The 24,680-nt window shown below is 70.7% G+C and carries 25 protein-coding genes; 14 read left to right on the plus strand and 11 right to left on the minus strand.

Annotated features, from left to right (window positions below; translation table 11 throughout):
• Positions 1-91: 91 nt before the first annotated feature.
• Both AB0I66_RS32810 and AB0I66_RS32815 read right to left on the minus strand, forming a co-directional pair.
• Positions 92-610, minus strand: coding sequence for an ATP-binding protein (locus AB0I66_RS32810; RefSeq protein WP_363211622.1), 519 nt, complete (start codon positions 608-610; stop codon positions 92-94).
• A gap of 277 nt (positions 611-887) precedes the next feature.
• A complete protein-coding gene (locus tag AB0I66_RS32815) occupies positions 888-1,256 on the minus strand; it encodes an STAS domain-containing protein (protein WP_363211623.1) in 369 nt (122 codons plus the stop codon).
• 238 nt (positions 1,257-1,494) lie between these two features.
• Between AB0I66_RS32815 and AB0I66_RS32820 the strand changes: the two genes are divergently transcribed.
• Positions 1,495-2,466, plus strand: coding sequence for an RNA polymerase sigma factor SigF (locus AB0I66_RS32820; RefSeq protein ID WP_363211624.1), 972 nt, complete (start codon positions 1,495-1,497; stop codon positions 2,464-2,466).
• 126 nt (positions 2,467-2,592) lie between these two features.
• Here AB0I66_RS32820 and AB0I66_RS32825 read toward each other — a convergent pair whose 3' ends face one another.
• Positions 2,593-3,294 carry an aspartate/glutamate racemase family protein gene (locus tag AB0I66_RS32825; protein WP_363211625.1) on the minus strand — a complete coding sequence of 234 codons (702 nt, stop codon included), beginning with the start codon at positions 3,292-3,294 and terminating at the stop codon, positions 2,593-2,595.
• Positions 3,291-4,019, minus strand: coding sequence for a helix-turn-helix domain-containing protein (locus AB0I66_RS32830; protein ID WP_363211626.1), 729 nt, complete (start codon positions 4,017-4,019; stop codon positions 3,291-3,293). Before AB0I66_RS32830 ends, AB0I66_RS32825 begins: the two co-directional genes overlap by 4 nt.
• Positions 4,020-4,098: 79 nt before the next feature.
• On the opposite strand from AB0I66_RS32830, the gene AB0I66_RS32835 reads away from it, so the two are divergent.
• A complete protein-coding gene (locus tag AB0I66_RS32835) occupies positions 4,099-5,034 on the plus strand; it encodes a zinc-binding dehydrogenase (protein WP_363211627.1) in 936 nt (311 codons plus the stop codon).
• 129 nt (positions 5,035-5,163) lie between these two features.
• On the opposite strand, the gene hutI is transcribed toward AB0I66_RS32835, so the two are convergent.
• The 4 genes from hutI to hutU form a co-directional block, all read right to left on the minus strand.
• The gene (gene hutI, locus AB0I66_RS32840; RefSeq protein WP_363211628.1) at positions 5,164-6,336 is read right to left on the minus strand and encodes an imidazolonepropionase; all 1,173 of its coding nucleotides are present in this window, start codon (positions 6,334-6,336) and stop codon (positions 5,164-5,166) included.
• Positions 6,337-6,666: 330 nt separating this feature from the next.
• The gene (locus AB0I66_RS32845) at positions 6,667-8,016 is read right to left on the minus strand and encodes a formimidoylglutamate deiminase (protein ID WP_363211629.1); all 1,350 of its coding nucleotides are present in this window, start codon (positions 8,014-8,016) and stop codon (positions 6,667-6,669) included.
• Entirely contained in the window at positions 8,013-9,215 is a 1,203-nt protein-coding gene (locus AB0I66_RS32850; protein ID WP_363211963.1) for an allantoate amidohydrolase, read from the minus strand. The genes AB0I66_RS32845 and AB0I66_RS32850 overlap by 4 nt, the downstream gene beginning before the upstream one ends.
• Before the next feature lie 17 nt (positions 9,216-9,232).
• Positions 9,233-10,897, minus strand: a complete 1,665-nt coding sequence (gene hutU / locus AB0I66_RS32855; RefSeq protein WP_363211630.1) for a urocanate hydratase — start codon at positions 10,895-10,897, stop codon at positions 9,233-9,235.
• A gap of 122 nt (positions 10,898-11,019) precedes the next feature.
• On the opposite strand from hutU, the gene AB0I66_RS32860 reads away from it, so the two are divergent.
• The 6 genes from AB0I66_RS32860 (at position 11,020) to AB0I66_RS32885 (ending at position 16,187) form a co-directional block, all read left to right on the plus strand.
• Complete coding sequence (locus tag AB0I66_RS32860; protein ID WP_363211631.1) at positions 11,020-12,405, plus strand: diaminopimelate decarboxylase; 1,386 nt, start codon at positions 11,020-11,022, stop codon at positions 12,403-12,405.
• 79 nt (positions 12,406-12,484) lie between these two features.
• Positions 12,485-13,852 carry an APC family permease gene (locus tag AB0I66_RS32865; protein ID WP_363211632.1) on the plus strand — a complete coding sequence of 456 codons (1,368 nt, stop codon included), beginning with the start codon at positions 12,485-12,487 and terminating at the stop codon, positions 13,850-13,852.
• A gap of 220 nt (positions 13,853-14,072) precedes the next feature.
• Complete coding sequence (locus AB0I66_RS32870) at positions 14,073-14,486, plus strand: hypothetical protein (RefSeq protein ID WP_363211633.1); 414 nt, start codon at positions 14,073-14,075, stop codon at positions 14,484-14,486.
• A 5-nt stretch (positions 14,487-14,491) separates the two neighbouring features.
• Complete coding sequence (locus AB0I66_RS32875; protein WP_363211964.1) at positions 14,492-15,262, plus strand: transcriptional regulator; 771 nt, start codon at positions 14,492-14,494, stop codon at positions 15,260-15,262.
• An 82-nt stretch (positions 15,263-15,344) separates the two neighbouring features.
• Complete coding sequence (locus AB0I66_RS32880; protein WP_363211634.1) at positions 15,345-15,737, plus strand: roadblock/LC7 domain-containing protein; 393 nt, start codon at positions 15,345-15,347, stop codon at positions 15,735-15,737.
• Between the two features lie 75 nt (positions 15,738-15,812).
• Complete coding sequence (locus AB0I66_RS32885) at positions 15,813-16,187, plus strand: hypothetical protein (protein ID WP_363211635.1); 375 nt, start codon at positions 15,813-15,815, stop codon at positions 16,185-16,187.
• Between the two features lie 64 nt (positions 16,188-16,251).
• Here AB0I66_RS32885 and AB0I66_RS32890 read toward each other — a convergent pair whose 3' ends face one another.
• From AB0I66_RS32890 to AB0I66_RS32900, 3 genes are all read right to left on the minus strand, one after another.
• On the minus strand, positions 16,252-16,638 hold the full coding sequence (locus tag AB0I66_RS32890) for a peptidase inhibitor family I36 protein (protein WP_363211636.1): 387 nt from the start codon (positions 16,636-16,638) through the stop codon (positions 16,252-16,254).
• A 109-nt stretch (positions 16,639-16,747) separates the two neighbouring features.
• Positions 16,748-17,581, minus strand: coding sequence for a MurR/RpiR family transcriptional regulator (locus AB0I66_RS32895; protein ID WP_363211637.1), 834 nt, complete (start codon positions 17,579-17,581; stop codon positions 16,748-16,750).
• A complete protein-coding gene (locus AB0I66_RS32900; protein ID WP_363211638.1) occupies positions 17,578-19,116 on the minus strand; it encodes an aromatic amino acid ammonia-lyase in 1,539 nt (512 codons plus the stop codon). Before AB0I66_RS32900 ends, AB0I66_RS32895 begins: the two co-directional genes overlap by 4 nt.
• A 151-nt stretch (positions 19,117-19,267) precedes the next feature.
• Here AB0I66_RS32900 and AB0I66_RS32905 point away from each other — a divergent pair, with 151 nt between their 5' ends.
• From AB0I66_RS32905 to AB0I66_RS32930, 6 genes are read left to right on the plus strand one after another with little or no spacing between them, the layout of a single operon-like run.
• Positions 19,268-20,461, plus strand: coding sequence for an ABC transporter ATP-binding protein (locus tag AB0I66_RS32905; RefSeq protein ID WP_363211639.1), 1,194 nt, complete (start codon positions 19,268-19,270; stop codon positions 20,459-20,461).
• Complete coding sequence (locus AB0I66_RS32910) at positions 20,458-21,105, plus strand: ABC transporter permease (protein WP_363211640.1); 648 nt, start codon at positions 20,458-20,460, stop codon at positions 21,103-21,105. The genes AB0I66_RS32905 and AB0I66_RS32910 overlap by 4 nt, the downstream gene beginning before the upstream one ends.
• A gap of 1 nt (position 21,106) precedes the next feature.
• Entirely contained in the window at positions 21,107-21,778 is a 672-nt protein-coding gene (locus tag AB0I66_RS32915; RefSeq protein WP_363211641.1) for an ABC transporter permease, read from the plus strand.
• Positions 21,779-21,798: 20 nt separating this feature from the next.
• Positions 21,799-22,734, plus strand: coding sequence for an ABC transporter substrate-binding protein (locus AB0I66_RS32920; protein ID WP_363211965.1), 936 nt, complete (start codon positions 21,799-21,801; stop codon positions 22,732-22,734).
• A 48-nt stretch (positions 22,735-22,782) separates the two neighbouring features.
• Positions 22,783-24,195: a cytosine permease gene (locus AB0I66_RS32925; RefSeq protein WP_363211642.1), complete on the plus strand. Its 1,413-nt coding sequence runs from the start codon at positions 22,783-22,785 to the stop codon at positions 24,193-24,195.
• Between the two features lie 11 nt (positions 24,196-24,206).
• The gene (locus tag AB0I66_RS32930; protein WP_363211643.1) at positions 24,207-24,629 is read left to right on the plus strand and encodes a hypothetical protein; all 423 of its coding nucleotides are present in this window, start codon (positions 24,207-24,209) and stop codon (positions 24,627-24,629) included.
• Positions 24,630-24,680: the final 51 nt, after the last annotated feature.

Below are 24,680 nucleotides of genomic sequence, written 5' to 3' on the forward strand. Positions count from 1 at the left end.
CCTTGCCGAGGGAAGACAAAGAACGCGCCGGATCTCAGTGATCCGGCGCGCGTACGAACCGTGGGTAACCCAAGGGGGAACTGAACGGGCCCTATGCGGGCGCGCTCAGCTCGGCCCACACCGTCTTGCCCGCCACCCCCGGGGTGCGGACAACACCCCAGTCCAGGCAGAGCCGCTGGACTATGAACATTCCGTGCCCGCCGGGCCGGCCGGCGCGGTGCGGGGTACGGGGCTCGGGCTGACCGGCGCCGCGGTCGGACACCTCGATCCGCAGCACCTTGCTGTCGGAGGAGAGCCAGAGCTCGTCGGGTCCCTCGGCGTGCAGGCACGCGTTGGTCACCAGCTCGGACACGACAAGGAGGACGTCCTCCGCGGCGGCACGCTGATCGGCGCCCGCCGCGGGCAGCCAGCCCCACGCCTGCAGCGACTGGCGCGCGAAGTCCCGGGCGAGCGGAACGATGCCACTGGCGCCGTTCAGGTTCAGCCTGCGGACCTGGCGACCCTGACGGACCGTGGCCGCCGGGACGGCCTGATCCGCGGGGGCGGCCGCGACGACGGCCTCGGGCTCCGGGCCGCGGTCGCCCGGCGAGCAAGGCCGGGTGGTGCTCATCAGCGCTTCACCTCACCGACAAGAGGACTCTGGACAAGGAACTGGACAAGTAGCAGGGCTCCAAGAGGGATCATCGGCTGCTCGGCCGTTCCGGCTGTTGATTTGGCAACGATTGTGCGCGGACCGCTGTCGACGTATCCAGGATGTCTCCTGCCCGGCCGAACCGTGAGAACACCCACTTATTCGACGCTACCCGTGTGACACTCGTAACGCAGTGATCACATAGAGACAACTGACGCGTAACTCTTGAGCACGCTCCGTCAGCGGGCCCCCTGAGTCAGTCGGCCAACGCGTCGGCGAGCGTCTCGTGGACACTGAAGACCGCCTCGGCCCCGGTGATCTCGAAGACCCTGGCCACCACCGGCAGCATCCCTGCCAGATGCACCCCACCTCCCGCCGCCTCGGCCTTGAGCCGGGCACCCAGTAGGACATTGAGTCCGGTGGAGTCCATGAACTCCAGGCGCGAGCAGTCGACGACCAGGCGTGAGTAGCCGTCGTCGAGGCATGCCTCGAGCGGCTCACGCAACAAATCGGCGGTGTGGTGATCCAACTCACCCGCCGGAGTAACGACGACGCTCGGGCCTTCTGCCCGGACTTCGACCAGAAGCCGGCCCCGATGCGCGCTACCGACTGTCCCGCGGTCCATTCCGTCACTCACTTCCGACCGTCGTGGCTGTTGATGACGCCCCTGAACATTACGCCTTCCTCACGCCCTCGGGTACCCGAACATCCCCCCGAAATCGGACATTTAGCCGCACAACGCACTTGCGACCGGGCTGTGGAAACGGGTAGGGGTAGAAGAGACAGTAATCAACACTGACGGCTTTGGAGGCGCCGCACTCCGCAGTGCACGTATTGGCATCGGCAGCCATATGCCGAGAACGATGGAGGACACCATGTCACCCCGGCTCGACGAATCGCGCACTGACCGAGCGACGTCGACACTCCCACCGCACCGTATCGAGACCGAGATCCCGGGTCCCCGCACGGAAGCCACGCCCGGCGAACTCCCGGACCTGACGGCCATGCCGGAGGCGGAAGCCCTCGAAGGGCTCGCCGACCTGCCCGAGATCCCGCCGTTCGACGAGGTGGGGCCGCTGGATGCGAGGGCCCTGTCCAAGACCCTCTTCGAACGCCTCGAGTCGCTCGAGGAAGGCACGCACGAATTCGCGTACGTGCGCAACACGCTGGTCGAACTCAACCTCGCCCTGGTCAAGTTCGCCGCCTCCCGGTTCCGCTCCCGCAGCGAGCCCATGGAGGACATCATCCAGGTCGGCACCATCGGCCTGATCAAGGCGATCGACCGCTTCGAGCTCAGCCGAGGCGTCGAGTTCCCCACCTTCGCGATGCCGACCATCGTCGGCGAGATCAAGCGCTTCTTCCGCGACACGAGCTGGTCGGTGCGCGTTCCGCGCCGCCTGCAGGAACTCCGACTGGACCTCGCCAAGGCGGGCGACGAACTCGCCCAGCAGTTCGATCGCGCCCCCACGGTGGGCGAGCTCGCCGAGCGCCTGGGCATCTCCAACGACGAGGTCGTCGAGGGCATGGCCGCGTCCAACGCCTACACGGCGAGCTCGCTGGACGCCCAGCCCGAGGAGGACGACTCCGAGGGCGCGCTCGCGGACCGGATCGGCTACGAGGACCACGGCCTTGAGGGCATCGAGTACGTCGAGTCGCTCAAGCCCCTGATCGCCGAACTGCCGCCGCGCGACCGCAAGATCCTCTCGCTCCGCTTCGTCGCCAACATGACGCAGTCGGAGATAGGCGATGAGCTCGGCATCTCGCAGATGCACGTCTCGCGACTGCTGTCGCGCACGCTGGTCAAGCTTCGCAAGGGATTGACCGTCGACGAGTGAGGGGGCGCGCCGCTCGGCGTACCTCCGGGTCCTCGGACCGCCGCTCCGCGGCGGAACGCGCCCACCCACCCACCCGTTTGCCCCGCGTCCAGGGGTGGACGGGTGGGTTGCTGTCGTCTGCCTACTTCACTCGGCCTCCATCGCCAGCGCCGCCGCCACCGCTGCCTCCGCATGCAGCCGCGTCGTCGGGAAGAGCGGTACCGGGCTGTGCTCCTGCCCGATCAGCAGCTCGATCTCGGTGCATCCCAGGATGACGCCCTCAGCTCCTTCCCGTACAAGATCCTCGATGACGTTCTGGTACCCGACCCTGGACGCCTCATGCACCACCCCGAGGCACAACTCCTCGTAAATCACGCGGTGCACCAGAGCGCGTCCCTCCGCGTCCGGAACGAGTACGTCGAGCCCGTGCGAGGCCAGCCGCTCCCGGTAGAAGTCCTGCTCCATGGTGAACGCGGTCCCGAGCAGCCCCACGCGCCGCAGACCGCCCCGCAGGACCGCATCGGCGGTGGCGTCCGCGAGATGCAGCAGCGGCACGGAGAGAGCCGCCTGGACCTGTCCTGCGACCTTGTGCATCGTGTTGGTGCAGATCAGCACGAGCTCGGCCCCCGCCGCCTCGACCCCCTTCGCGGCCCCGGCGAGCACCTCCCCCGCCCGCTCCCACTCCCCCGCGACCTGCAACTTCTCGATCTCGGCGAAGTCCACGGAGTACAACACGCAGCGCGCGGAGTGCAGCCCCCCGAGCCGCTCCCGCACCAACTCATTGAGCAGCCGGTAATACTCGGCGCTGGACTCCCAGCTCATACCGCCGATGAGGCCGATGGTCTTCATGGGGCCAGGATGCCGTAGCCGTGCCGACGTCCGGCCGAAGGCACCGCGGCAGCAGCCAGCTCAAGAACCTCGGGGATCACGGCGAACGCGGCGTCCATGTGCCCGACCAGTGCACCGCGGTCGTGGTCTCCACCAGGCGTGGACCACTCCTTCAGCGCGCCGCGCCACGCGGAGAGCATCAGCTCCAGGAGGAGCCGCACCCGTAGCGGCGCCGGGTCCGTGGGGAGGGCGGCGACCGTCAGGGCGATGACCTCATCGGTGATCTCCGCGCAGTGCCGCAGGCTGTGCGCGTTGAGCGCGGGCGTAGCGTCGGCCAGGGCACGGCTCGTCAGGAAGCGCCGCTCCCAGTCCTCCTCCATGCCAGCCACGGCGGCGTACAGCGACTGCTCGAAGACGGTGAGCAAGGGTTGGCCTTCCCCGAACGGCCGCTGGCCGATGTCGTCGGTGTACGCCCGCCACAGCTCTCGCTCCGGGGCGAGCGCGACGTCCTCCTTCGACGCGAACGTACGGAAGAACGTGCGCTTGGAGACCTCTACGGCCTCGACCAGTTCGTCGAGCGTGGTGGCCGCGAACCCCTTGGCGGAGAACAGCTCAAGGGCCGTCTCGACGAGGGCCCGCCGCGTGCGCAGCTTCTTCCGCTCCCGCAGCGGCAAGTCTCCAAAGACACCCCTGTCCCTGCCCTTGCCCCCGCCTGGCCCTTCGCCCTTGCCCATCTCGCTCGCCATGGCGCCATCTTAGCCACGACGCCTCCCGTGCGCCTTTGCCCCTTGAAGGCTTTTGCCACTGAGTGGCACTATGGCGGCCATGCGAGCACTCACGATCGACCACTCCGCTCCCGGCCACCTCTCTCTGCGCGAGGCACCCGACCCGGTCCCCACATCTCATCAGGCGCTCGTCCGCATTCACTCCTTCTCCGTGAACCACGGCGAGGCCGCTTTCGTCGTCCCGAACGGCGAGGAGGGCACCATCCCCGGCTGGGACGCCGCGGGCGTCGTCGTGCGCGCGGCCGCCGACGGCACCGGGCCCGCTGCCGGCACCCCGGTCGTCACACTCGGGCCCTCCGGGGCATGGGCCGAACTCCGGGCGGTGGAGACGGGGTTGCTCGGGATCGTGCCCGAGGGTGCGGACCTGGGTGCGGTCGGTGCGCTGCCGGTCGCCGCTGGGTCGGCGCTGCGCGCGCTGCGACGGCTCGGGCCGATCCTGGGGCGCCGCGTTCTGGTGACAGGGGCGAGCGGCGGCGTCGGCAGGTTCGCGGTGCAGCTCGCGGCCCGTGGCGGCGCGCACGTCGTGGCGGCGACCAGCGACCCCGCCAAGGGTGAGGCACTGACGCACCTCGGCGCCCACGAGGTTGTGGCGGGCGATGCCCTGACGCTCGTCGAGCCGGTGCACGGCGTGATCGACGTGGTCGGCGGTCCACAACTGGTGGACGCCTATCGGGCGTTGGCGCCCCACGGCACTCTGGTGGCCGTCGGCCACAGTTCGGGGGTCGGGGAGGAGCTCCCGTTCGGCGCCCTTTTCGGGGACGCCGGGCGTCACGACCGTTCGCTCACCACGTTCTTCCTGATGGACGACGCCGACGGCCTCGGCACCGACCTCGACTGGCTCGCGTCGCTCGTCGCCCGCGGTGAGCTGGACCCCCAGATCAGTCGCCGCGACGACTGGACCCGCACCACGGATGCGTTGGCCGCGCTACTCGCCCGCGAGGTCACCGGCAAGGCCGTCTTGGACATTGCGCGGTGACGGGTGGTGGTGCCCATGCGAGGAAATCCCGCTCGGTGGTGGGTGTAGCGCTTGGCGGGTGGGATTTTTTTGCGGTCGGGTCGGGTCGGGTCGGGTCGTGTCGTGTCGTGCCGTCAGGACGCCGCACCCTCAGGCCACCCGCATACCCCGGCGCCAGACCTCGCTGACCAAGGGGACTCCCGGGCGGTAGGCCAGGTGGACGTGGCTGGGGGCGTCGAGGAGGGCCAGGTCTGCTCGGGCGCTCTGGCGGATGTGGCCGATGTCCGTGCGGCGCAGGGCTGCCGCGCCACCCGCTGTCGCCGACCAGATCGCCTCGTCCGGGGTCATGCCCATGTCCCGTACCGCGAGGGCGATGCAGAACGGGACCGAGGACGTGAAGGAGCTGCCCGGGTTGCAGTCCGTGGAGAGGGCCACCGTCGCGCCCGCGTCCAGGATGCGGCGGGCGTCGGGCCACTCGGCGCGGGTGGAGAACTCCGCGCCGGGGAGGAGCGTCGCCACCGTGTCGCTGTTCGCGAGGGCGTCGACGTCCTCGTCCGTGAGGTGCGTGCAGTGGTCCGCCGATGCCGCGTCCAGTTCTACGGCGAGCTGGACTCCGGGGCCGTACGAGAGCTGGTTCGCGTGGATGCGGGGGTGCAGGCCCTTCGCCTTGCCCGCCGTGAGGATCGCGCGGGCCTGGTCGCCGTCGAAGGCGCCCTTCTCGCAGAAGACGTCGATCCAGCGGGCGTGCGGGGCGCAGGCCTCCAGCATCTCGCCGGTGACGAGGTCCACGTACGCGGCCGGGTCGTCGGCGTAGTCCGGGGAGACGATGTGGGCTCCCAGGTACGTCACTTCGTCCGTGTGGCGGGAGGCGATGCGGAGGGCTCGGGCCTCGTCCTCCGTGTTGAGGCCGTAGCCCGACTTCGTCTCGAACGTGGTCGTGCCTTGGCGCAGGGCCTCGCGGAGGTAGTGGGTGAGGTTCGCTTCGAGCGTCTCGTCTGTGGCGGCGCGGGTTGCGGCGACCGTGGTGCGGATGCCGCCCGCCGAGTACGCGCGGCCCGACATGCGGGCGTTGAACTCCTGGGTGCGGTCGCCTGCGAAGACGAGGTGGGAGTGGGAGTCGACGAAGCCGGGGATGGCTGCGCGGCCCTTCGCGTCGTACGTCTCGTCTGCCGCGGGGGCCTTGGCGGCCGGGCCCACCCAGGCGATGGTCTCGCCGTCCAGGACTACGGCGGCGTCCGTGAGGAGGCCCAGGGGGCTGCCGTCCCCCAGGGCGGGGTCGTTCGTCACCAGGCTGCCGATGTTGGTGATGGCGGTCGTCGTCATGGGGGTCTCCGTGGTGGGCTGAGGTTCGGGCGGTCTTCTTTCCCCGATCCCGCCCCTTCCCGAATTTTCCGGCTCCGCCGGCCGTGGTGACCGTCGATCACCGGCTCCGCCGAGTTCGTCCTCAAACGCCGGACGGGCTGGAGATTCAGCTGCGGGGCAATCGGGCGGGTGGGTGGGAAAGATTCGCCGCGCAGCGGCGGCTCGGCGGCCAGTCGCGGCCGACGACGGCGGAGCTGGAAACACTCCGCCGGGTGCACGGGCAACTGCCGGGTAATCGGGTGGGTGGGCGGGAGAGATTCGCCGCGCAGCGGCGGTTGGGGGACGGGCGGGTCAGTCCCGTAGCGTTGCCACCGCCTTCGCCAGCGCCCCCGGTACGTCCGGTACCAGCGTGTGGATGCCGTCTCGTACGACATGGCGGCCCCCCACCACCGTGTGCCGCACGTCCGCCGACGTTGCCGCGAAGACCGCCGTCTCCGCCGCCAGGCGCGGCAGAGGGCCGGCCGTGCGGACCGAGTCCAGGGCGATCGTCGCGAAGTCGGCCAGTGCGCCGACTTCCAGGACACCCGCGTCCGACCAGCCAAGCGCCGCATGCCCATCGGCGCTCGCCGCGCGCAGCAGCGCCGCCGCCGTCCAGTGGCCGCGCGTGTGCGAGCGGAGGCGTTCGTTCAGCTCCATCGCGCGGGCCTCCTCCAGGAGGTCGATCACCGCGTGGCTGTCGCTGCCCAGGGAGAGCGGGCTGCCCGCCTGCTGGAGGCGGACCGCCGGGCCGATGCCGTCCGCCAGGTCCCGTTCCGTCGTGGGGCACATGCACGTGCCGGAGGAGGAGCGGCCCAGGAGCGCGATGTCCTCGTCCGTGAGGTGCGTGTTGTGCACGCCCGTCGTACGGGGGCCAAGCACCCCGTGGTCCGACAGGAGCTGGGTGGGAGTGCGGCCGTGGACCGACAGGCACGCCTCGTTCTCCGCCTTCTGCTCGGAGAGGTGCACGTGGAGCGGGGCGTTGCGGGCCGACGCCCAATCCGCCACCGCGCCCAACTGCCTTGCCGGGACTGCTCGCACGGAATGGATCGCCGCGCCGATCCGCGCGTGGCCGCGGTCCTTGAGGGCCGAGGCCCGCTCCGCCCACGCCTCCGTCGTACCGTCGGAGAAGCGGAGCTGGTGGCGGTTCGGGGCCTCGCCCCGCGTCTCGCTGAGCAGCCCCGACGCCACGTACGCCGTGTCCAGGAGCGTGATGCGGATGCCCGCGTCGGAAGCCGCCTCGATCAGCGCCTCGCCCATCGCGTTGGGATCGGCGTAGGGCGTGCCGCCCGGCGCGTGGTGCACGTAGTGGAACTCGCCCACCGTGGTGATGCCCGCGAGGGCCATCTCCGCGTACACCGCGCGGGCCAGCTCGCGGTACGTCTCCGGTGTCAGGCGGTCCGCCACCGAGTACATGACCTCGCGCCACGTCCAGAACGTGCCGGAGCCCACCTGGACCGTGCCCCGCAGGGCCCGGTGGAAGGCGTGCGAATGGGCGTTCGCCAGGCCCGGCAGCGTCAGGCCGCGCAGCACCGTCGCGCCTGGTGGCGGGGACTCCACGCCCTTGCGGACCGCGGAGATCCGGTCGCCCGTCACCTCCACCGCCACGCCCGGCTCGACCGTCGGGTCGAGCCAGGCCTGCTCCAGCCAGTAAGTCTCCGTCACCTGCACGCCAGCCCTTCCAGTACGTCGGCCAGTGCGGTCACCCCGGCCACGCAGTCGTCCTCGGCGGCGAACTCGGCCGGGGAGTGCGAGATGCCCGTGGGGTTCCGTACGAACAGCATGGCGGTCGGGATCGAGCCGGACAAAATACCCGCGTCGTGTCCCGCGCCCGTGCCCAGGACGGGAAGCTTCCTGCCCGTGCTGCCGCCGAGAATCCGGCCCAGTTCGTCGCGCAGGGCGTCCTCGAACTCCACCACCGGCGTGAAGGACTCCTGTACGACGTCGAGGTCGATGCCGTGCCGGTCCGCGTACTCGCGGGCCGCCTTCTCGATGCCCGTCACGACCGTGTCCAGCGACTCCTGGTCCGCGGCGCGCGAGTCCAGCCAGCCGCGCACGAGCGACGGGATGGCGTTGACGCCGTTCGGCTCGACCGCGATCTTGCCGAACGTCGCCACCGCGCCCGCGAGTTCCGCCTCCCTGCGCGCCGCGAGGACCGTCTCCGCGTACGACAGCATCGGGTCGCGGCGGTCCACCAGGCGGGTGGTGCCCGCGTGGTTGGCCTCGCCCCTGAAGTCGAAGCGCCAGCGGCCGTGCGGCCAGATGGCGGAGGCGATGCCCACGGGGTCGCCGGTGAGGTCGAGGGCTCGGCCCTGCTCCACGTGCAGTTCCACGAACGCGCCGATTCGCGCGAGGCGTTCGGGGTCCGGGCCGATGGTCGACGGGTCGTATCCCGCCGCCTCCATCGCCTGCGGGAGCGTGGTCCCGGACGCGTCCGTCAGCTCGTACGCCTTCTCCTTCGTGAGCTGCCCGGCGGTCAGGCGCGAGCCCACGCAGGCGAGGCCGAAGCGGGCGCCCTCCTCGTCGCCGAAGTTGGTGATGGCGAGGGGACGACTGAACGACACCTTCCGGGCGCGGAGTTCGTCCAGGGCCGCGAAGGAGGAGACGACCCCGAGCGGGCCGTCGAAGGCGCCGCCGTCCGGGACCGAGTCCAGGTGCGAGCCCGTGACCACCGCGTCGCCGCGGGCCGGGTCGCCGAGCCAGGCCCATTGGTTGCCGTTGCGGTCGACCTCGTAGTCGAGGCCGCGTGCCTCCGCCTGCGCCTGGAACCAGAGGCGGCACTCGGCGTCCGCGCCGGTCCAGGCGTAGCGGCGGTAGCCGCCCGAGGCGTCGCTGCGGCCGATGGGCCGCAGCGAACGCCACATGGCGTGGAACGTCTCGCTCACGCCTGGTCACCCTCGCGCATCGGGATGCGTACGCCCTTCTCGTCCGCCACCGACTCCGCGATGTCGTAGCCCGCGTCGACGTGCCGGATGACGCCCATGCCGGGGTCGTTCGTGAGGACGCGGCGGATCTTCTCGCCGGCCAGCTTCGTGCCGTCGGCGACCGAGACCTGGCCCGCGTGGATCGAGCGGCCCATGCCGACGCCGCCGCCGTGGTGGATCGAGACCCAGGAAGCGCCCGACGCGACGTTCACCATGGCGTTCAGGAGCGGCCAGTCGGCGATCGCGTCGGAGCCGTCGAGCATGGCCTCGGTCTCGCGGTACGGGGATGCGACGGAACCGCAGTCCAGGTGGTCGCGGCCGATCGCGAGGGGCGCGGCGAGGGTGCCGTTGCCGACCATGTCGTTGAACATGTCGCCCGCCTTGTCGCGCTCGCCCTGGCCGAGCCAGCAGATGCGCGCCGGGAGGCCCTGGAAGTGGACCCGCTCGCCCGCCATCTTGATCCAGCGGTGCAGGGACTCGTTCTCCGGGAAGAGGTCGAGGAGCGCCTTGTCCGTCTTGTGGATGTCGGAGGCCTCGCCGGAAAGCGCCGCCCAGCGGAACGGGCCCTTGCCCTCGCAGAAGAGCGGGCGGATGTAGGCGGGGACGAAGCCGGGGAAGGCGAACGCGCGGTCGTAGCCAGCGAGTTGGGCCTCGCCGCGGATCGAGTTGCCGTAGTCGAAGACCTCGGCGCCCGCGTCCATGAAGCCGACCATGGCCTCGACGTGCCGGGCCATGGACTCGCGGGCGCGGGTGGTGAAGCCCGCCGGGTCCTTGGCCGCGTACGCCGCCATGTCGTCGAAGTCGACGCCGGTCGGGAGGTAGGCGAGCGGGTCGTGGGCGGACGTCTGGTCCGTGACGATGTCGATCGGGGCGCCCTCGGCGAGCATCTGCGGGAGCAGGTCGGCGGCGTTGCCGAGCAGGCCGATGGAGAGGGGCTTGCGCTGGTCGCGCGCCTCGACCGCGAGCTGGAGCGCGTGCTGCAGCGAGTCGGCCTTCACGTCGAGGTACTTGTGCTCGATGCGGCGCTCGATGGCGCGCGGGTCGACGTCGATGCAGATCGCGACGCCGTCGTTCATGGTGACGGCGAGCGGCTGGGCGCCGCCCATGCCGCCGAGGCCGGCGGTGAGGGTGATCGTCCCGGCGAGCGTGCCATTGAACTTCTTGGCCGCCACCGCGGCGAAGGTCTCGTACGTGCCCTGGAGGATGCCCTGCGTGCCGATGTAGATCCAGGAGCCCGCGGTCATCTGGCCGTACATGGTCAGGCCGAGGGCCTCCAGGCGGCGGAACTCCTCCCAGTTCGCCCAGTCGCCCACCAGGTTCGAGTTGGCGATCAGGACGCGGGGGGCCCACTCGTGGGTCTGCATGACGCCGACCGGGCGGCCGGACTGGACGAGCATCGTCTCGTCCTGCTTGAGGGTCTTCAGGGTGCGCACCATCGCGTCGAACGAGCGCCAGTCGCGGGCCGCCTTGCCGGTGCCGCCGTAGACGACGAGCTTGTCGGGGTGCTCGGCGACCTCGGGGTCGAGGTTGTTCTGCAGCATGCGCAGGGCGGCTTCCTGCTGCCATCCCAGGGCGCTCAGTTCCGTACCGCGCGGTGCCCGTACGGGGCGGGGTCCTGACATGGCGATGCCTCCTCGTGACGCTCTGCTGTGACCTTGTTATTCACATCCTGCGATGTTGAATAGAGCTAGTCAATACGCCGACGGGGCAGCGATACCCCGTGACGGATGATTGGCTGGAACACATGAGCGATCAGGGCACGGAGACCGCACCCACGACCGAGGTGGACGGAGAGGATCCGGCGGACCGCGCCGTCCGGCGTGACCAGGCCGTCCGCGCCGCCGTCGAGCAGGGCCTCGTGGACCCCGCGTCCCCGGTCGTAGGGCTCCTGGACGTCACCGGCATCCGCTCGGCCGCCGCCGCGCTGCGCGCCGCCTTCGAGGCGGTCACGCCGCCCGGCACCCCCGTCCTGCACGCCTTCGCGGTGAAGGCGTCGCCCCTGGTCCCGGTCCTGCGCCTGCTGCGTGACGCGGGCATCGGCGCCGAGGTGGCCAGCCCCGGCGAGCTCGCCCTCGCGCGGGCCGCCGGTGTGCCGCCCACGCACACCGTCCTCGACTCGCCCGCGAAGACCGCCGCCGAGCTGCGCGAGGCCCTCGCCCTCGGCATCGCCGTGAACGCCGACAACCCGCAGGAGCTCGCCCGCCTGGACGCGATGACCCGCTCGGCGCCCACCGGCTCCCCCATCGGCCTGCGCGTGAACCCGCAGATCGGCGGCGGCTCCATCGGCGCGCTGTCCACCGCGACCGCGACGTCCAAGTTCGGCGTCGCGCTGCTGGACGAGGGCGCCCGCGAGTGGATCGTCCGGGCGTACCTCGACCGCCCGTGGCTGACGCGCCTGCACGCCCACTCCGGATCGCAGGGCATGCCCCTGGAGCTGATGGTGCGGGGCGTCGCGGCGACGTACGAGCTCGCCGAGGAGATCAACGAACGGGCCGGCCGGCAGCAGGTCGACACCATCGACATCGGCGGCGGCCTGCCCGTCAACTTCGGCTCGGACGAGGAGACCCCGACGCACGCGCAGTACGCCCGCCGCCTGAAGTCCCGCGTGCCGGGGCTGCTCGACGGGCGGTACGGCATCGTCACCGAGTTCGGCCGCTCGCTGCTCGCCAAGCACGGCACGATCCTGGCCCGCGTCGAGTACGCCAAGTCGGCGGGCACCCGGCCCATCGCCGTGACGCACGCGGGCGTCCAGGTGGCCGCCCGCACGGTGTACGCGCCCGCGTCCTGGCCGCTGCGGATCGCCGCGTACGACGAGAAGGGCCGCCCCAAGAGCGGGCCGGCCGTCGGGCAGGACATCGCGGGCCCCGCGTGCTTCGCTGGCGACCTGCTCGCCGAGAACCGTCCGCTCCCGCTGCTCGAACAGGGCGACTACGCCGCGGTGCTCGACACGGGCGCGTACTACTTCGCGCACCACTACTCGTACAACAGCCTTGCCCGGCCCGGCATTTACGGCTTCTCCGCGGGTCAGGGCGGAGAAGTCGGCTTCGCCACCGTTCGCGAGCCGCAGACCCTTCAGGAGATCGTCGCCGAGTCCGGGGGCGCGCTGCGGGACGCGCTGCGCGACCTCTGAGGTTGCTCAACTCCCGCATCGCATCGGCACTTCCGGGGCAGATGCTCCCTCCAGGCACACCCTCGGGGGAGATGATCCTGTGACGACATCCGAAAAGGCCACCGGTACGCCGCCGCCGTCCGGAGAACCCGCGCTGAACCGCGCGATCGGCCCCAAGCTCCTGATCCTCTTCGTGATCGGCGACATCCTCGGCACCGGCATCTACGCCACCACCGGCAAGGTGGCGGGGAAGGTCGGCGGCGCGCTGTGGCTGCCGTTCGCGATCGGCTTCGTGGTGGCGATCCTGACGGCGGCGTCGTACGTCGAGCTGGTCGGCAAGTACCCGAAGGCGGCGGGCGCCGCCCTCTACACGCAGAAGGCGTTCAAGGTCCCGTTCCTCACCTTCATCATCGCCTTCATGGTGATGTGCTCGGGCCTCTCGTCGGCGAGCGCCGCGGCCCGCGCCTTCAGCGGCGACTACCTCGGGGAGCTGACGAGCAACGCGCTCCCGCCGACGCTGGTCGCGATCCTCTTCATCCTCGCGCTCGCGGCGCTGAACCTGCGGGGCGTCTCGGAGTCCGTCAAGACGAACGTGGTCCTCACCCTCGTCGAGCTGACGGGCCTGGCCATCATCCTCGCGATCGGCGCGTACGCGGTCCTGAGCGGGGACGGTGAGCCCTCGCGCCTGACGGAGTTCGAGGCGGGCGACGGAACGGCCTACGCCCTGATGACGGGTGTGCTCGGCGCGACCGCGCTCGGCTTCTTCGCGTTCGTCGGCTTCGAGGACTCGGTGAACATGGCCGAGGAGACGAAGGACCCGACGCGCACGTTCCCCCGGGCGATCTTCCTCGGGGTCGCGGTGACGGGCACGATCTACGTCCTGGTGGCTCTGGTGTCCTCGCTGCTCGTCGACTACAAGGTGCTCGAAGGATCGAGCGGCCCGCTGCTCGAGGTGGTGAAGGCGGGCGGCATCGACTTCCCGCACAAACTCTTCGCCCTGATCGCCCTGTTCGCGGTCACCAACTCGGCGCTGATCAACATCATGATGGCCTCGCGGCTCTGTTACGGCATGGCCAACGAGCGCATCCTGCCGCGCGCGATGGGGCGGGTCCTTCCCAGTCGCCGGACACCGGTGGTCGGGATCGTCTTCGTCTCGCTGCTGGCGATCGGTCTGGTGACGACGGGCGAGATCGAGGGCCTCGGCGACACGACGGCCTTCCTGCTGCTCTGCGTGTTCGCGGTGGTCAACGTGGCCGTCCTGGTGCTGCGCCGCGACCCCGTCGAGCACAAGCACTACCGCGCCCCGACGGTCCTTCCCGTGCTCGGCGCCCTCACGGCCCTGATCCTCGCGAGCCCCCTCGCCGACCGCCCGGCGGAGGTCTACATCCGGGCCGGGGTGCTGCTCGCCATCGGCATCGGGCTGTGGGCCGTCAACAAGGTGGTGCTCAAGGCGCGCGGCGAGGAGTGAAGGGGGCGGTCCGGTCGTCGGCCGCCACAATCGGTCAGGCTCGGGCCCGAACCCACCTCTCCTCGCACTGATCCCGTCGAGGTCGGGCATGTTCCCCTGGAAAGTGCCCATTTCCCAGGACTCTCCACCACTTCTGCGTACCTTCCTCACACCGGGCGGCGCTGAGCCTCCGGTCGGGTGGTAGGGGCCACCCGGTTCAACCCTGGGGAAGGGGAGCCGCGTGCCCGGAATCGACGAGTGTCTGCTCGAAGCGATGACACTGCCTGGTGCGCGCGGCGCGGCGATCGTCGACTGGACCAGCGGGCTCGCCCTCGGTTCGGTCGGCGATCCTCCCGGCGGCGACCACGAGGCGACCGCGGCCGAGACCGCGGAGGTGGCGCGGTCCGCGGCGGAGTACCAGGCGTTCGCGCCCAGGGACGACGTGCTGGACACGGAGCGGTGCGACGACCGCAAGGGGCTTCCCGTCGAGGACCTCATGCTCACCACGAGGACCGGGTTCCATCTGATCCGCTTCGTCGAGACGACCTTCGACAGCAGCGTCTTCCTCTATCTCTGGCTCGACCGGCACACCGGAAATCTCGCGCTCGCCCGCATGCGGCTGCGCGACCTCTCCGAGCGTCTGGTGCTGGTGTGAGCGCCATGCGCATCACCGCGGCCGCCACCTCACCCATGCTGATGCGGCTCGCCGACGAGCGGGCGACCGGTGCGCTGCTGCGCGACCAGGGCACCCTCTATCTCGTCGAGGGCCGCGTCGTGCACGCGGAGAGTCCCGCGGCGCCGGGCATAGACGTCCTGCTCACGGCCGGTGGCGTGCTGCCGCCGCAGGGCTGGCAGGAGGCCCTCTCGCTGGCCGGGACACGCAACGAGGTGGGGCGGCAGCTGATCGACAGCGGCCGGGTCACCGCGGGCGAGCTGGAGGTCTGCCACATCGGCGCGCTGTTCGACGCCGCGTTCTTCGTCCTCGGCCCGGCGAGCGGACCCACCCGGTTCCGTTACGGCGTCGCGCACTGGCTCGGCCGGGTGCGCCCGGTGGCGGCGGAGGCCGTGGAGCGGGAGACCCGGCGGCGCCGGGCTCTCCTGGACAGCGTCTGGCCCTGTCCCGAGCTGGACACCTCTCCCGTCGTGGCGCGCCCGCCCGCGCCCGGGCAGACGGTCACCGGACGTCAGGACGCGCTGCTGCGGCTCGCCGACGGGGTCCGTACGCCGACGGCCATCGCCTGGGCGCTCGGCCGGCCGTCCTTCCACACCCTCATCGAGGTCAGGCGGCTCGCCGCGGCCGGGCTCGTGGAGCCACCGCGCACGCCCGACCCGGCCCCGCCGATGCTTCCCGCCCCGGCCCGCACGGAGCACGACGAGCCGGACGTCGCCCTGCTGCGCCGGGTCCGTGACGCGCTGGAGGCGACCCTGTGAAGGTCCGTGCCGTTCAAGGGACTTGGCCCCCGTGCCCATGAAGTTTTTCGCGCTCTGGAAGCGCGCCGGGAGGAGAGAGCTGATGGCTGCCGAAGCCGACGTACTCGTCGAACTGAAACGGCTGCGGACCAGGATTCCTCAGCTCAAGGGCGCCCTGACGGCCAGCGTCGACGGCTTCGTCCTCGCGCAGGACGCGCCGGACGTCGAACCGGAGGGCCTCTGCGCGCTCACCGCGGCGGCGCTCGGAGTGGCCCTGCGGCTCTCCGACGCGACGCATCAGGGCGGCTTCCGCGAACTGCTCATCCGCGGCGAGGGCGGCTACGTGGCGACGTACACGGCCGGCTCGTCCGCGGTGCTCACCCTGCTCGCCGAGTCCCGAGTCAACGTGGGCCGGCTGCACCTGGAGGGCCGCCGTTCGAGCGTGCTCATCGGAGAGCTGGTCGACGCCGCCGTCGAACGAGCGGAGGAAACCTGACCCATGTCCCCCACCACACCCTCATCGTCCCCAGCACCGCGTACACCCGGCAGACGGAAAGGAAGTGCGAAAATCATGGCCAACACAGAGACATCGCTCAAGGAAGTCACCACCTCGATCGAGGGAGTCATCGGCGCCGCCCTGGTCGACTACACGAGCGGCATGGCCCTCGGCACCATCGGCGGCGGAAAGGACCTGGACCTGGCCGTCGCCGCGGCGGGCAACACCGACGTGGTGCGCGCCAAGCTGCGCACGATGGAACTCCTGGACCTCAAGGACGAGATCGAGGACATCCTGATCTCGCTCAGCAGCCAGTACCACCTGATCCGCCTGATCAAGGGCCGCAACAACAACGGCCTGTTCCTCTACGTGGCCCTCGACCAGAAGCGTTCCAACCTGGCCATGGCCAGGCACCAGCTCAAACGCATCGAGGCGAACCTGGACGTCTGAGCCCGGCACGCAGAGAGCGACGGACCGGGCCTTTGTGGCCCGGTCCGTCGTGCACGGCCGGGGTTCAGCAGCTCTTCACCCAACGGACCGCGTCGACTTCGAAGGTCTTCTTGTCCTCCCACTTCTCGCCCGGGGACAGGCATCCCCACTTGGAGTCGCTGCTGCCCGGGTAGTTCCACTTGACCTTGACGTGGTCGTAGGGCTCATCGGTGTGGCCGTTGTTCCGGGCCGAGTTGATGCTCTTGAAGTTGCTGTTGCTGTCGGCGTGACGCTCGTAACGCGTGCCGTCTCCGTTGCTCCCCGTGTAGAAGCAGACGGCCCCCTTGGTGCAGCTCCACGCCGCCTGGGCGTCCACGCCCTGGGCAGGCGCGGCCCCCGCCGTCATCGTCCCGCCGGTGGCGAGCAGTGCCGCCGAACCGACGCCGACCAGCACCATCTTCATCGTGCGCATCTTTACCCCCGTTGTCCGCCGCCTCCTTGGCGGCCTGACACGACCATGCCGTCCGGCGCGGTCCGGGGGTACCTCGTAACTCATAGGGTCGCCGCCCCGGAGGCCCGCCTCACTCCACGAAGAGCCCCCGCGCCGCCGCTCCCGCGTCGAACTCCTCCAGGCGGGCCTGGGCGTCCGGGAGTCCGTCGCACATCGCCTCCAGGAGTACGCGGCCCAGGAGCATCGGGGCGCAGGCCGTGTCGAAGGCGAGGCCTGTGCCGACCGCTGCCGGGAGGAGGAGGTCGGAGTGGGCGGCCACGGGGGCGAACGCCGAGTCGGCCACCGTCACCACGGAGAGGCCCGCCCCCTGGGCGTGGGCGAGGGCGTCCACCACCTCGCGGGGGTGCCTCGGCAGCGCGAAGCACAGGAGCGCCGTCGCGCCCGCCCGCACCGCCGCGTCGATCCGGTCGGCCAGCATGGTGCCGCCCTCGTCGAGGAGGCGTACGTCGGGGTGGACCTTCGCCGCGAAGTACGAGAAGCCGTACGCCTGGGACGCGGCCGCCCGCAGGCCGAGGACCGGGAGCGGGCGGGAGGAAGCGAGGAGCTGTCCCGCGCGCTCCACCGGGGAGGGGTCGGCGAGGATCTCCGCCAGGTGCCGCAGGTTCGCGATCTCCGCCTCGACCGCCTGCTGGTACTCGTTGAGGGAGTCGCCGCCCGCCGCCTCCGCGGGCGCCAGTTCCCGCAGGTGCCTGCGCAGCGCCGGGTAGCCGTCGAAGCCGAGCGCCACCGCGAAGCGGGTCACCGAGGGCTGGCTGACCCCGGCGAGCTCCGCCAGTTCGACGCTGGAGAGGAAGGGGACGTCCGCCGCCCGCCGCACCATGCAGTGCGCGATGCGCCGCTGGGTGGGCGTGAGCCGGTGCCCCTCGAAGAGCACTTGCAGCCGCGCCGCAGGACTGTCACTCATACCGTTCCCCTCACAACACCCTGACTCTCGCCCAGGTCCGACCACAGCTCCGTGAACCGGTCGAGCAGCCCGGCCGCCGCCGTCACATCATCCGTCAACGGCCGGTCGGCCAGCTCCGCGTCGAGGACGGAGTCCGCGAGCTCGAAGGCCCGCCCGACGGGCAGCTCCGGGTCGAGGCGCATGTCGCGCTGCCTCAACGCCCTGACGGCGGCCACCAGTTCACAGCCCACGACCAGGCGGTACGCCTCGCACGCCCGCAGCGTCTGGCGTGCCGCGAGCGAGGCGAAGCTGGCCTGCTCCTCGACCCCGCGCGAGAGCACGGCGTGGCCGAGCGAGGCGGGCGCGGAGAAGGCCCGCAGGTCACCGAGGGCGGCGCCGGCCGCGTACTCCAGGATCATCACGCCCGACGACGCCGGTTCGCCGTCCGCGAGGAAGGGGCGCAGCCGGGTGAAGCCCGGTTCATTGAGGGTCGAGAGGCGTGACGTCGACAGGCGTGCCGCCTGGGTCACCGCCAGTCTGAAGTGGTCCAGGGACAGAGCGAGTTGGGCCAGGTAGAAGCCGCCGTGGTGGTACGCCGCCATGTCGTCCGCCGAGATCAGCGGGTTCTCGGCCGCCGCGTTGATCTCCACCGTGAGGACGTCCTCCAGGGCGTCCGCCGCGTCGTGCGCGGGCCCGTGGATCTGCGGCACACAGCGCAGGCCGTACGGGTCCTGGATGCGGCCGAGCGGCGGCGTGGGGCGGTCGGGCGCGCCGAGTATCCGCCGCATCCGCTCGGCGACCGCGAACGAACCGGAGTGGCGCCGCGCCTCGTGCACGGGCAGCGCGTACGCCTCGTACGAACCGTCGACCGCCATCAGGGTCAGCGCCGCCACCACCTGGGTGGCCGCGATCAGGCCGCGCAGTTCGTGCAGGGCGAGCGCGGACTGGCCGAGGGTCAGGGCGTTGCTGCTGATCAGGGCGAGTGCGTCGTTGTTGTCGAGGGGCTGCGGCTCGGGGGCGGTCCCCGGCCCCTGCCAGGGATGCTCGCCCGCGAGCGCGAGGCCCATCTGCGCGAGCGCGGCGATGTCGCCCGTACCGACCGAACCGAATTCGTTGACCCGGGGGTACGCGCCCGTCTCCAGGGCCTGGCAGAGCGCCGTGACGACGGTCGGGCGCAGGCCCGCGCCGCCGGCGAGCAGCTGGTTGGCGCGGACCGCGAGCATCGCGCGCACCTGCCGCGCGGGCAGCTCGTCGCCGATCGCCCCGGCGTGGCTGCGCAGCAGCCGCAGACCGTGGTCGGCGGCCGCCTCGGTCGGCACGGACTCATTCCGGTTGGCGCCCACTCCGGTGGAGCGGCCGTAGACGCGGCCCCAGGACGCGATCTCCCGGGCGGCGTTCCACGAGAGCTCCACCCGCTTCATGCCGTCCGTTCCGGGTACGGGCTTAGCGGTGGATTCGGCCATACGTACGACATCTGCGACCATCAGTCCCCGGCCGTCCAGGACGACGACCGAGTCACTGGCGTCGGTCGCCCTGTCCGCGATACGAGACGACATCACTCGTAATTCCTCCTCAACCGGACGCTCAGTCTTGCCCTGCGACCACTTGTCACCAGTGATTTACGTCGGGGCGTGGACAAGCTATTGACAATCTATTCAGTCAACGAGAACTCTGCATGACGATATACAGCCGGGCAAGGGACTCCTCATGATCCAATTCGATACGGTCCACAAGCGCTTCCCGAACGGCACAACCGCGGTCCACGACCTCAGCCTTGAGATGCCGGAAGGGGGCGTGACCGTCCTCGTCGGATCTTCCGGTTGCGGCAAGACGACCACGCTCCGCATGATCAACCGGATGGTCGACCCGACCTCCGGGACGATCAGGGTGGGCGGCAAGGACGTCCTGGAGCAGGACGCCGCCGAACTGCGCCGCTCCATCGGTTACGTGATCCAGCAGTCCGGGCTCTTCCCGCACCGCACCGTCCTGGACAACATCGCGACGGTGCCACTGCTGCTCGGCTGGGGCCGCAAGAAGGCGCGGGCGCGGGCGGCCGAGCTCCTGGAGACGGTCGGCCTCACCGCCGACGCCGGGAAGCGTTACCCGCACCAGCTCTCCGGCGGCCAGCAGCAGCGCGTGGGCGTGGCCCGCGCGCTCGCCGCGGACCCGCCGGTGCTCCTGATGGACGAGCCGTTCGGCGCGGTCGACCCCGTCGTCCGCACCCAGCTCCAGGACGAACTCCTGCGCCTGCAGCGGGAGTTGAACAAGACCATCGTCTTCGTCACGCACGACATCGACGAGGCCGTCCGGCTCGGTGACCGCATAGCCGTCTTCCGCACCGGCGGCCACCTCGTTCAGTGCGCGAGCCCTGCCGAGCTCCTGGCCCGCCCCGCCGACGACTTCGTCGCGGACTTCCTGGGCGCGGAGCGCGGCCTGAAGCTGCTGTCCCTGGTTCCCCTGGCGGGCGTCGCGCAGGGCCCAGCCCCGCAGGACGGCGACTGGACACTCCGCCTGGACGCGGCGGGAGCACCGCTGGCCTGGCGGCACAAGGACGCCGCGGAGCCCGACCTCCCCGTACGCCCGTTGCGGGACGCCGACTCGCTCCTCGCCGCCCTCGACGAGTCCCTGTCCGCACCGACGGGGCTCGTGGCACGCGTCGACGCGGAGGGCCGTCTGACAGGGGTGTCTTCGCGGGAGGACATCCACGAGGGCGCGGCGCGCGGGCGGAACTCTTCCGTCCGCGGGCCGGTGGGGGCTGATCGCGCAGTTCCTCGCGCCCCTTCCAGGGGCGATGCCCCGTCAGGGGCGCGGGGAACTGCGCGAGCAACCCAAGACGGCCCCGTGCCCGCCGAAACGACCCCCGCGGGCACGGCGGACGGCGCAAGCAAGGCCGACGTATGACCATCGACTGGTCGTGGATAGCCGACCACACCGACGACCTCACCACCCTCACCCTCTCCCACCTCCAGGCCGCCCTCACCGCCGTACTCCTCGGCCTGCTCATCTCGCTCCCCCTGGCCGTCCTCGCCCACCGCGTGCGCCCCCTGCGCGGACTGCTCCTCGGCCTGTCGAACGTCCTGTTCACCATCCCGTCCATCGCCGTCTTCGTGCTGCTCCTGCCGGTCAGCGGACTGACCCGCACCACCACCGTCATCGGCCTGACGATCTACACGCTCGTCGTGCTCCTGCGGAACACCGTCGAGGGCCTGGACTCCGTCCCGGCGAAGACGAAGGAAGCGGCCAAGGCCATGGGCACCCGCCCGCTGCGCACCCTCCTCACCGTCGAACTCCCCCTCGCACTCCCGGTGATCATGGCGGGCGTACGCATCGCGACGGTCATGGCGATCTCCCTCGTCTCCGTGGCGACCTACATCGGCGACGGCGGCCTCGGCCAGCTCTTCACGGACGGGTTCCAGCGCAACTTCCCCACCCCCGTCATCGTCGGCGTCGTCCTGACCCTGCTCCTCGCGCTCGTCGCGGACGCGCTCCTGGTCACCCTCCAGTACGTCCTGACCCCCTGGACCCGCCGCAAGAGGAGCGCGTGACATGTACGAACTCTTCAAGGATCTCGGCGCCTGGCTGGTCAGCGGCGAGCAGTGGGCCGGTCCCGACGGCATCGGGCACCGCCTCCTGGAACACCTCCAGTACTCGCTCCTCGCGACCCTGATCGCCGCCGTGATCGCGCTGCCGGTCGGCCTGCTCATCGGGCACACCGGGCGCGGCGCGTTCGTCGCCATCAACCTCTCCAGCTTCGGGCGCGCGCTTCCGACGGTCGGCCTCGTCGTGCTGGTCTTCCTGGCCAGCGGCCTGTCCATGTGGCCCGTCTACATCGCTCTGGTGGCGCTGGCCGTCCCCTCCATCGTCACCAACACCTACGCCGGGATGACCGCCGTCGACCCCGAGGTTCGGGACGCGGCGCGCGGCCAGGGCATGCGCTGGCACCAGGTCCTCTTCCAGGTCGAACTGCCCCTCGCGCTGCCGCTGATCATGACCGGGCTCCGGCTCGCGCTGATCCAGGTCGTCGCGACGGCCACCATCGCCGCGTACGTCTCCTTCGGCGGGCTCGGCCGGTACGTCTTCGACGGGCTCGCCCAGCGCGACCTCGTGCAGGTGCTCGGCGGTGCCGTGCTCGTCGCGGTCGTCGCCGTCGTCCTCGATCTCGCGCTCTCCGGACTGCAGCGCGCCCTCTTCCGCCACCGCCCCGCCAAGTCGGCCTAGGAGCAACCCAGATGGCCCCCATGAACCGCAGGACCCTCCTCGGCGGACTCTTCGCCGCGGCCTCCGTCCCCGCGCTCGCCGCCTGCAGCGGCGGCATCACCTCCCTCGACGGGGGAGGTTCCGGCGGCGGAGGCGGTGGCTCCAGCAAGGACGGCGTCACCATCGGCACCGCCAACTTCACCGAGAACCAGGTGCTCGGCCACCTCTACGCCGCCGCCCTGGAGGCGGAAGGCGTGAAGACGACCGTCCGCCCCAACCTCGGCACCCGCGAGATCCTCATCCCCGCCCTCAAGGGCGGCGACATCGACCTCCTGCCCGAGTACCAGGGCGCCCTCCTGCACTACCTCGACACCAAGGCGAAGGCCACCGAGGAGGGCGAGATGCAGAACGCGCTCGCCATGGTCCTGCCGCGCGGCCTGCAGATCCTCCCGTACGGCAAGGCCGAGGACTCCGACGCCTTCGTCGTGACGCGGGAGACCGCCGACAAGTACGGCCTCAAGTCCCTCGCGGACCTGGCGAAGCACAACGGCAAGCTCGTCATCGGCGCCGCACCCGAGGTCAAGAAGCGCACGGTCGGCTCGGTGGGCCTCAAGGACGTGTACGGCGTCGAGTTCAAGGAGTTCAAGTCCCTCGACTCCTCCGGGCCGCTCGTGAAGGGCGCCCTGAAGAAGGGGGACGTGGACGTGGCGAACCTCTTCACCACCGACACGGACATCGTCGCCGAGAAGTGGGTCGTGCTCACCGACCCCAAGAACCTGATCCCCGGCCAGCACGTCGTGCCGCTCATCGCCGACCGCAAGGCCGACTCGACGGTCCGCAAGGCGCTCGCGCGCCTGGGCAACGCCCTGACGACCAAGGACCTCACCGAGCTCAACCGCCTGGTGGACAAGGACAAGAAGGACCCCGAGGACGTCGCGAACGACTGGGCGGCGCGGCACGGGATCAAGAAGAAGTAGCTCACCAGCAGGGCAACGGCTCACCAGCAGCAGGGAGTTCACCGGATCATGGCAGACACTCTCGTGGAGCGGCGCTCCATCGACGTCGTCCCCGACGACGAACGGCACGGCACCGCGTTCAGCCAGTTCACCCTCTGGCTGGGCGCCAACCTGCAGATCACCGCGGTCGTCACCGGCGCGCTCGCCGTCGTCTTCGGCGGCGACGTGGTGTGGTCGGTGGTCGGCCTGCTGCTCGGCAATCTGCTCGGGGGCGCCGTGATGGCCCTGCACTCCGCGCAGGGCCCGAAGCTCGGTCTGCCCCAGATGATCCAGTCGCGCGCCCAGTTCGGGGTGCGGGGAGCCGTCGTACCGCTCCTGCTCGTCATCCTCATGTACGTCGGCTTCTTCGCGAGCGGCAGCGTCCTGGCCGGACAGGCCACGGCGCAGCTCACGCACACGAACGACACCACCGGCATCATCGTCTTCGCGGTGATCACCGCGGTGGTGGCGGCCGTCGGCTACCGCGTGATCCATGTCCTGGGCCGGGTGGCGAGCGTGATCTGCGCGCTCGCCTTCATCTACCTGGGCATCCGTCTCCTGGACCGCGTGGACCTCTCGGCGCTCCTGAACGACGCGCACTTCGACCTGCCGATGTTCCTGCTGGCCGTCTCCCTCTCGGCGTCCTGGCAGCTCGCCTTCGGCCCGTACGTCGCGGACTACTCGCGCTATCTGCCGCGTACGACGTCGGGGCGGGCCACCTTCTGGTGGACGCTGTCCGGGTCGGCGCTCGGCTCCCAGTGGTCGATGACGTTCGGTGTGCTCGTGGCGGCGAGCGCGGGCGAGGCGTTCCTCGCCAACCAGGTCGGGTACGTGGTGGGCCTGGGCGGCACGGGTCTGATCGCGTCGTTCCTGTACTTCGTGATCGCGCTCGGCAAGCTGACCATCAACGTGCTCAACACCTACGGCGGCTTCATGTCGATGGTGACGAGCATCAGCGGCTTCCGCGGCCAGAAGACACTGTCCCCGCGCGGCAGGTCGGCGTACATCGCGCTGATCATGGTGGCGGGCACGGTGGTGGCGCTGCTCGGCAAGGACAGCTTCCTGACCTCGTTCAAGGACTTCCTGCTGTTCCTGCTGACGTTCTTCACACCCTGGTCCGCGATCAACCTGGTCGACTACTACCTGATCTCCAAGGAGCGCTACGACATCCCGGCGCTCTCCGACCCGCACGGCCGCTACGGAGCCTGGCGCTGGGACGCGCTGACGGTCTACGGGGTGGGGCTCCTCGCCCAGCTGCCGTTCCTGGTGACGCACTTCTACACCGGCCCGCTGGTGGAGCCGCTTGGCGGTGCGGACATCTCGTGGATCGTGGGCCTGGTGGTCCCCGCGGTCCTGTATTGGCTGCTCGCCCGCCGCGACACGTCGCACATCCCCGCGGAAAGGGGGGGTAGCCCCACTGTCAGGGCCTCGTCCGCTGCGTAACGTGAAGGACTATGGAAGCCCGAGACGCCGAACTGAAGAAGGAACTCGACGCCTCTTTGCACGCTCGCAAAGAGCTGGGCGAAGAGTATGAGTCCGCGCTGGTCGACTCGTTCCTCGAAAAGGTCGAGCAGCGCCTGGACGGCACCATCGACCGGCGGATGCGCCGGCACATGGCCGAGCAGCAGATGGTCGTGGCGCGCGGCTCGCGCGCGCCGAACGGCCCCGTGGACTCCTGGGGCGAGCGCTTCGGGTTCGGCATCGTCTCGCTGATCCTCGCGATCCCCCTCTCGGCGATCGGCGTGGTCAACGCGGACCTGCCGGGCCTGTTCGTCACCTGGGGCGGCATCGTCGGCGTGAACGCGGTGCACTCGATGCGGGGCATGAGCTTCGGCCGCGGCAAGGACCGCGGACGGAAGTCGGAGTGGGACGACTGACACGGCACGGCGACGGGGCCGGCCCCCGGGCGTGCTGCCCGAGGACCGGCC

This window comes from Streptomyces sp. NPDC050439, assembly GCF_040655335.1.
Classification (GTDB): Bacteria; Actinomycetota; Actinomycetes; order Streptomycetales; family Streptomycetaceae; genus Streptomyces.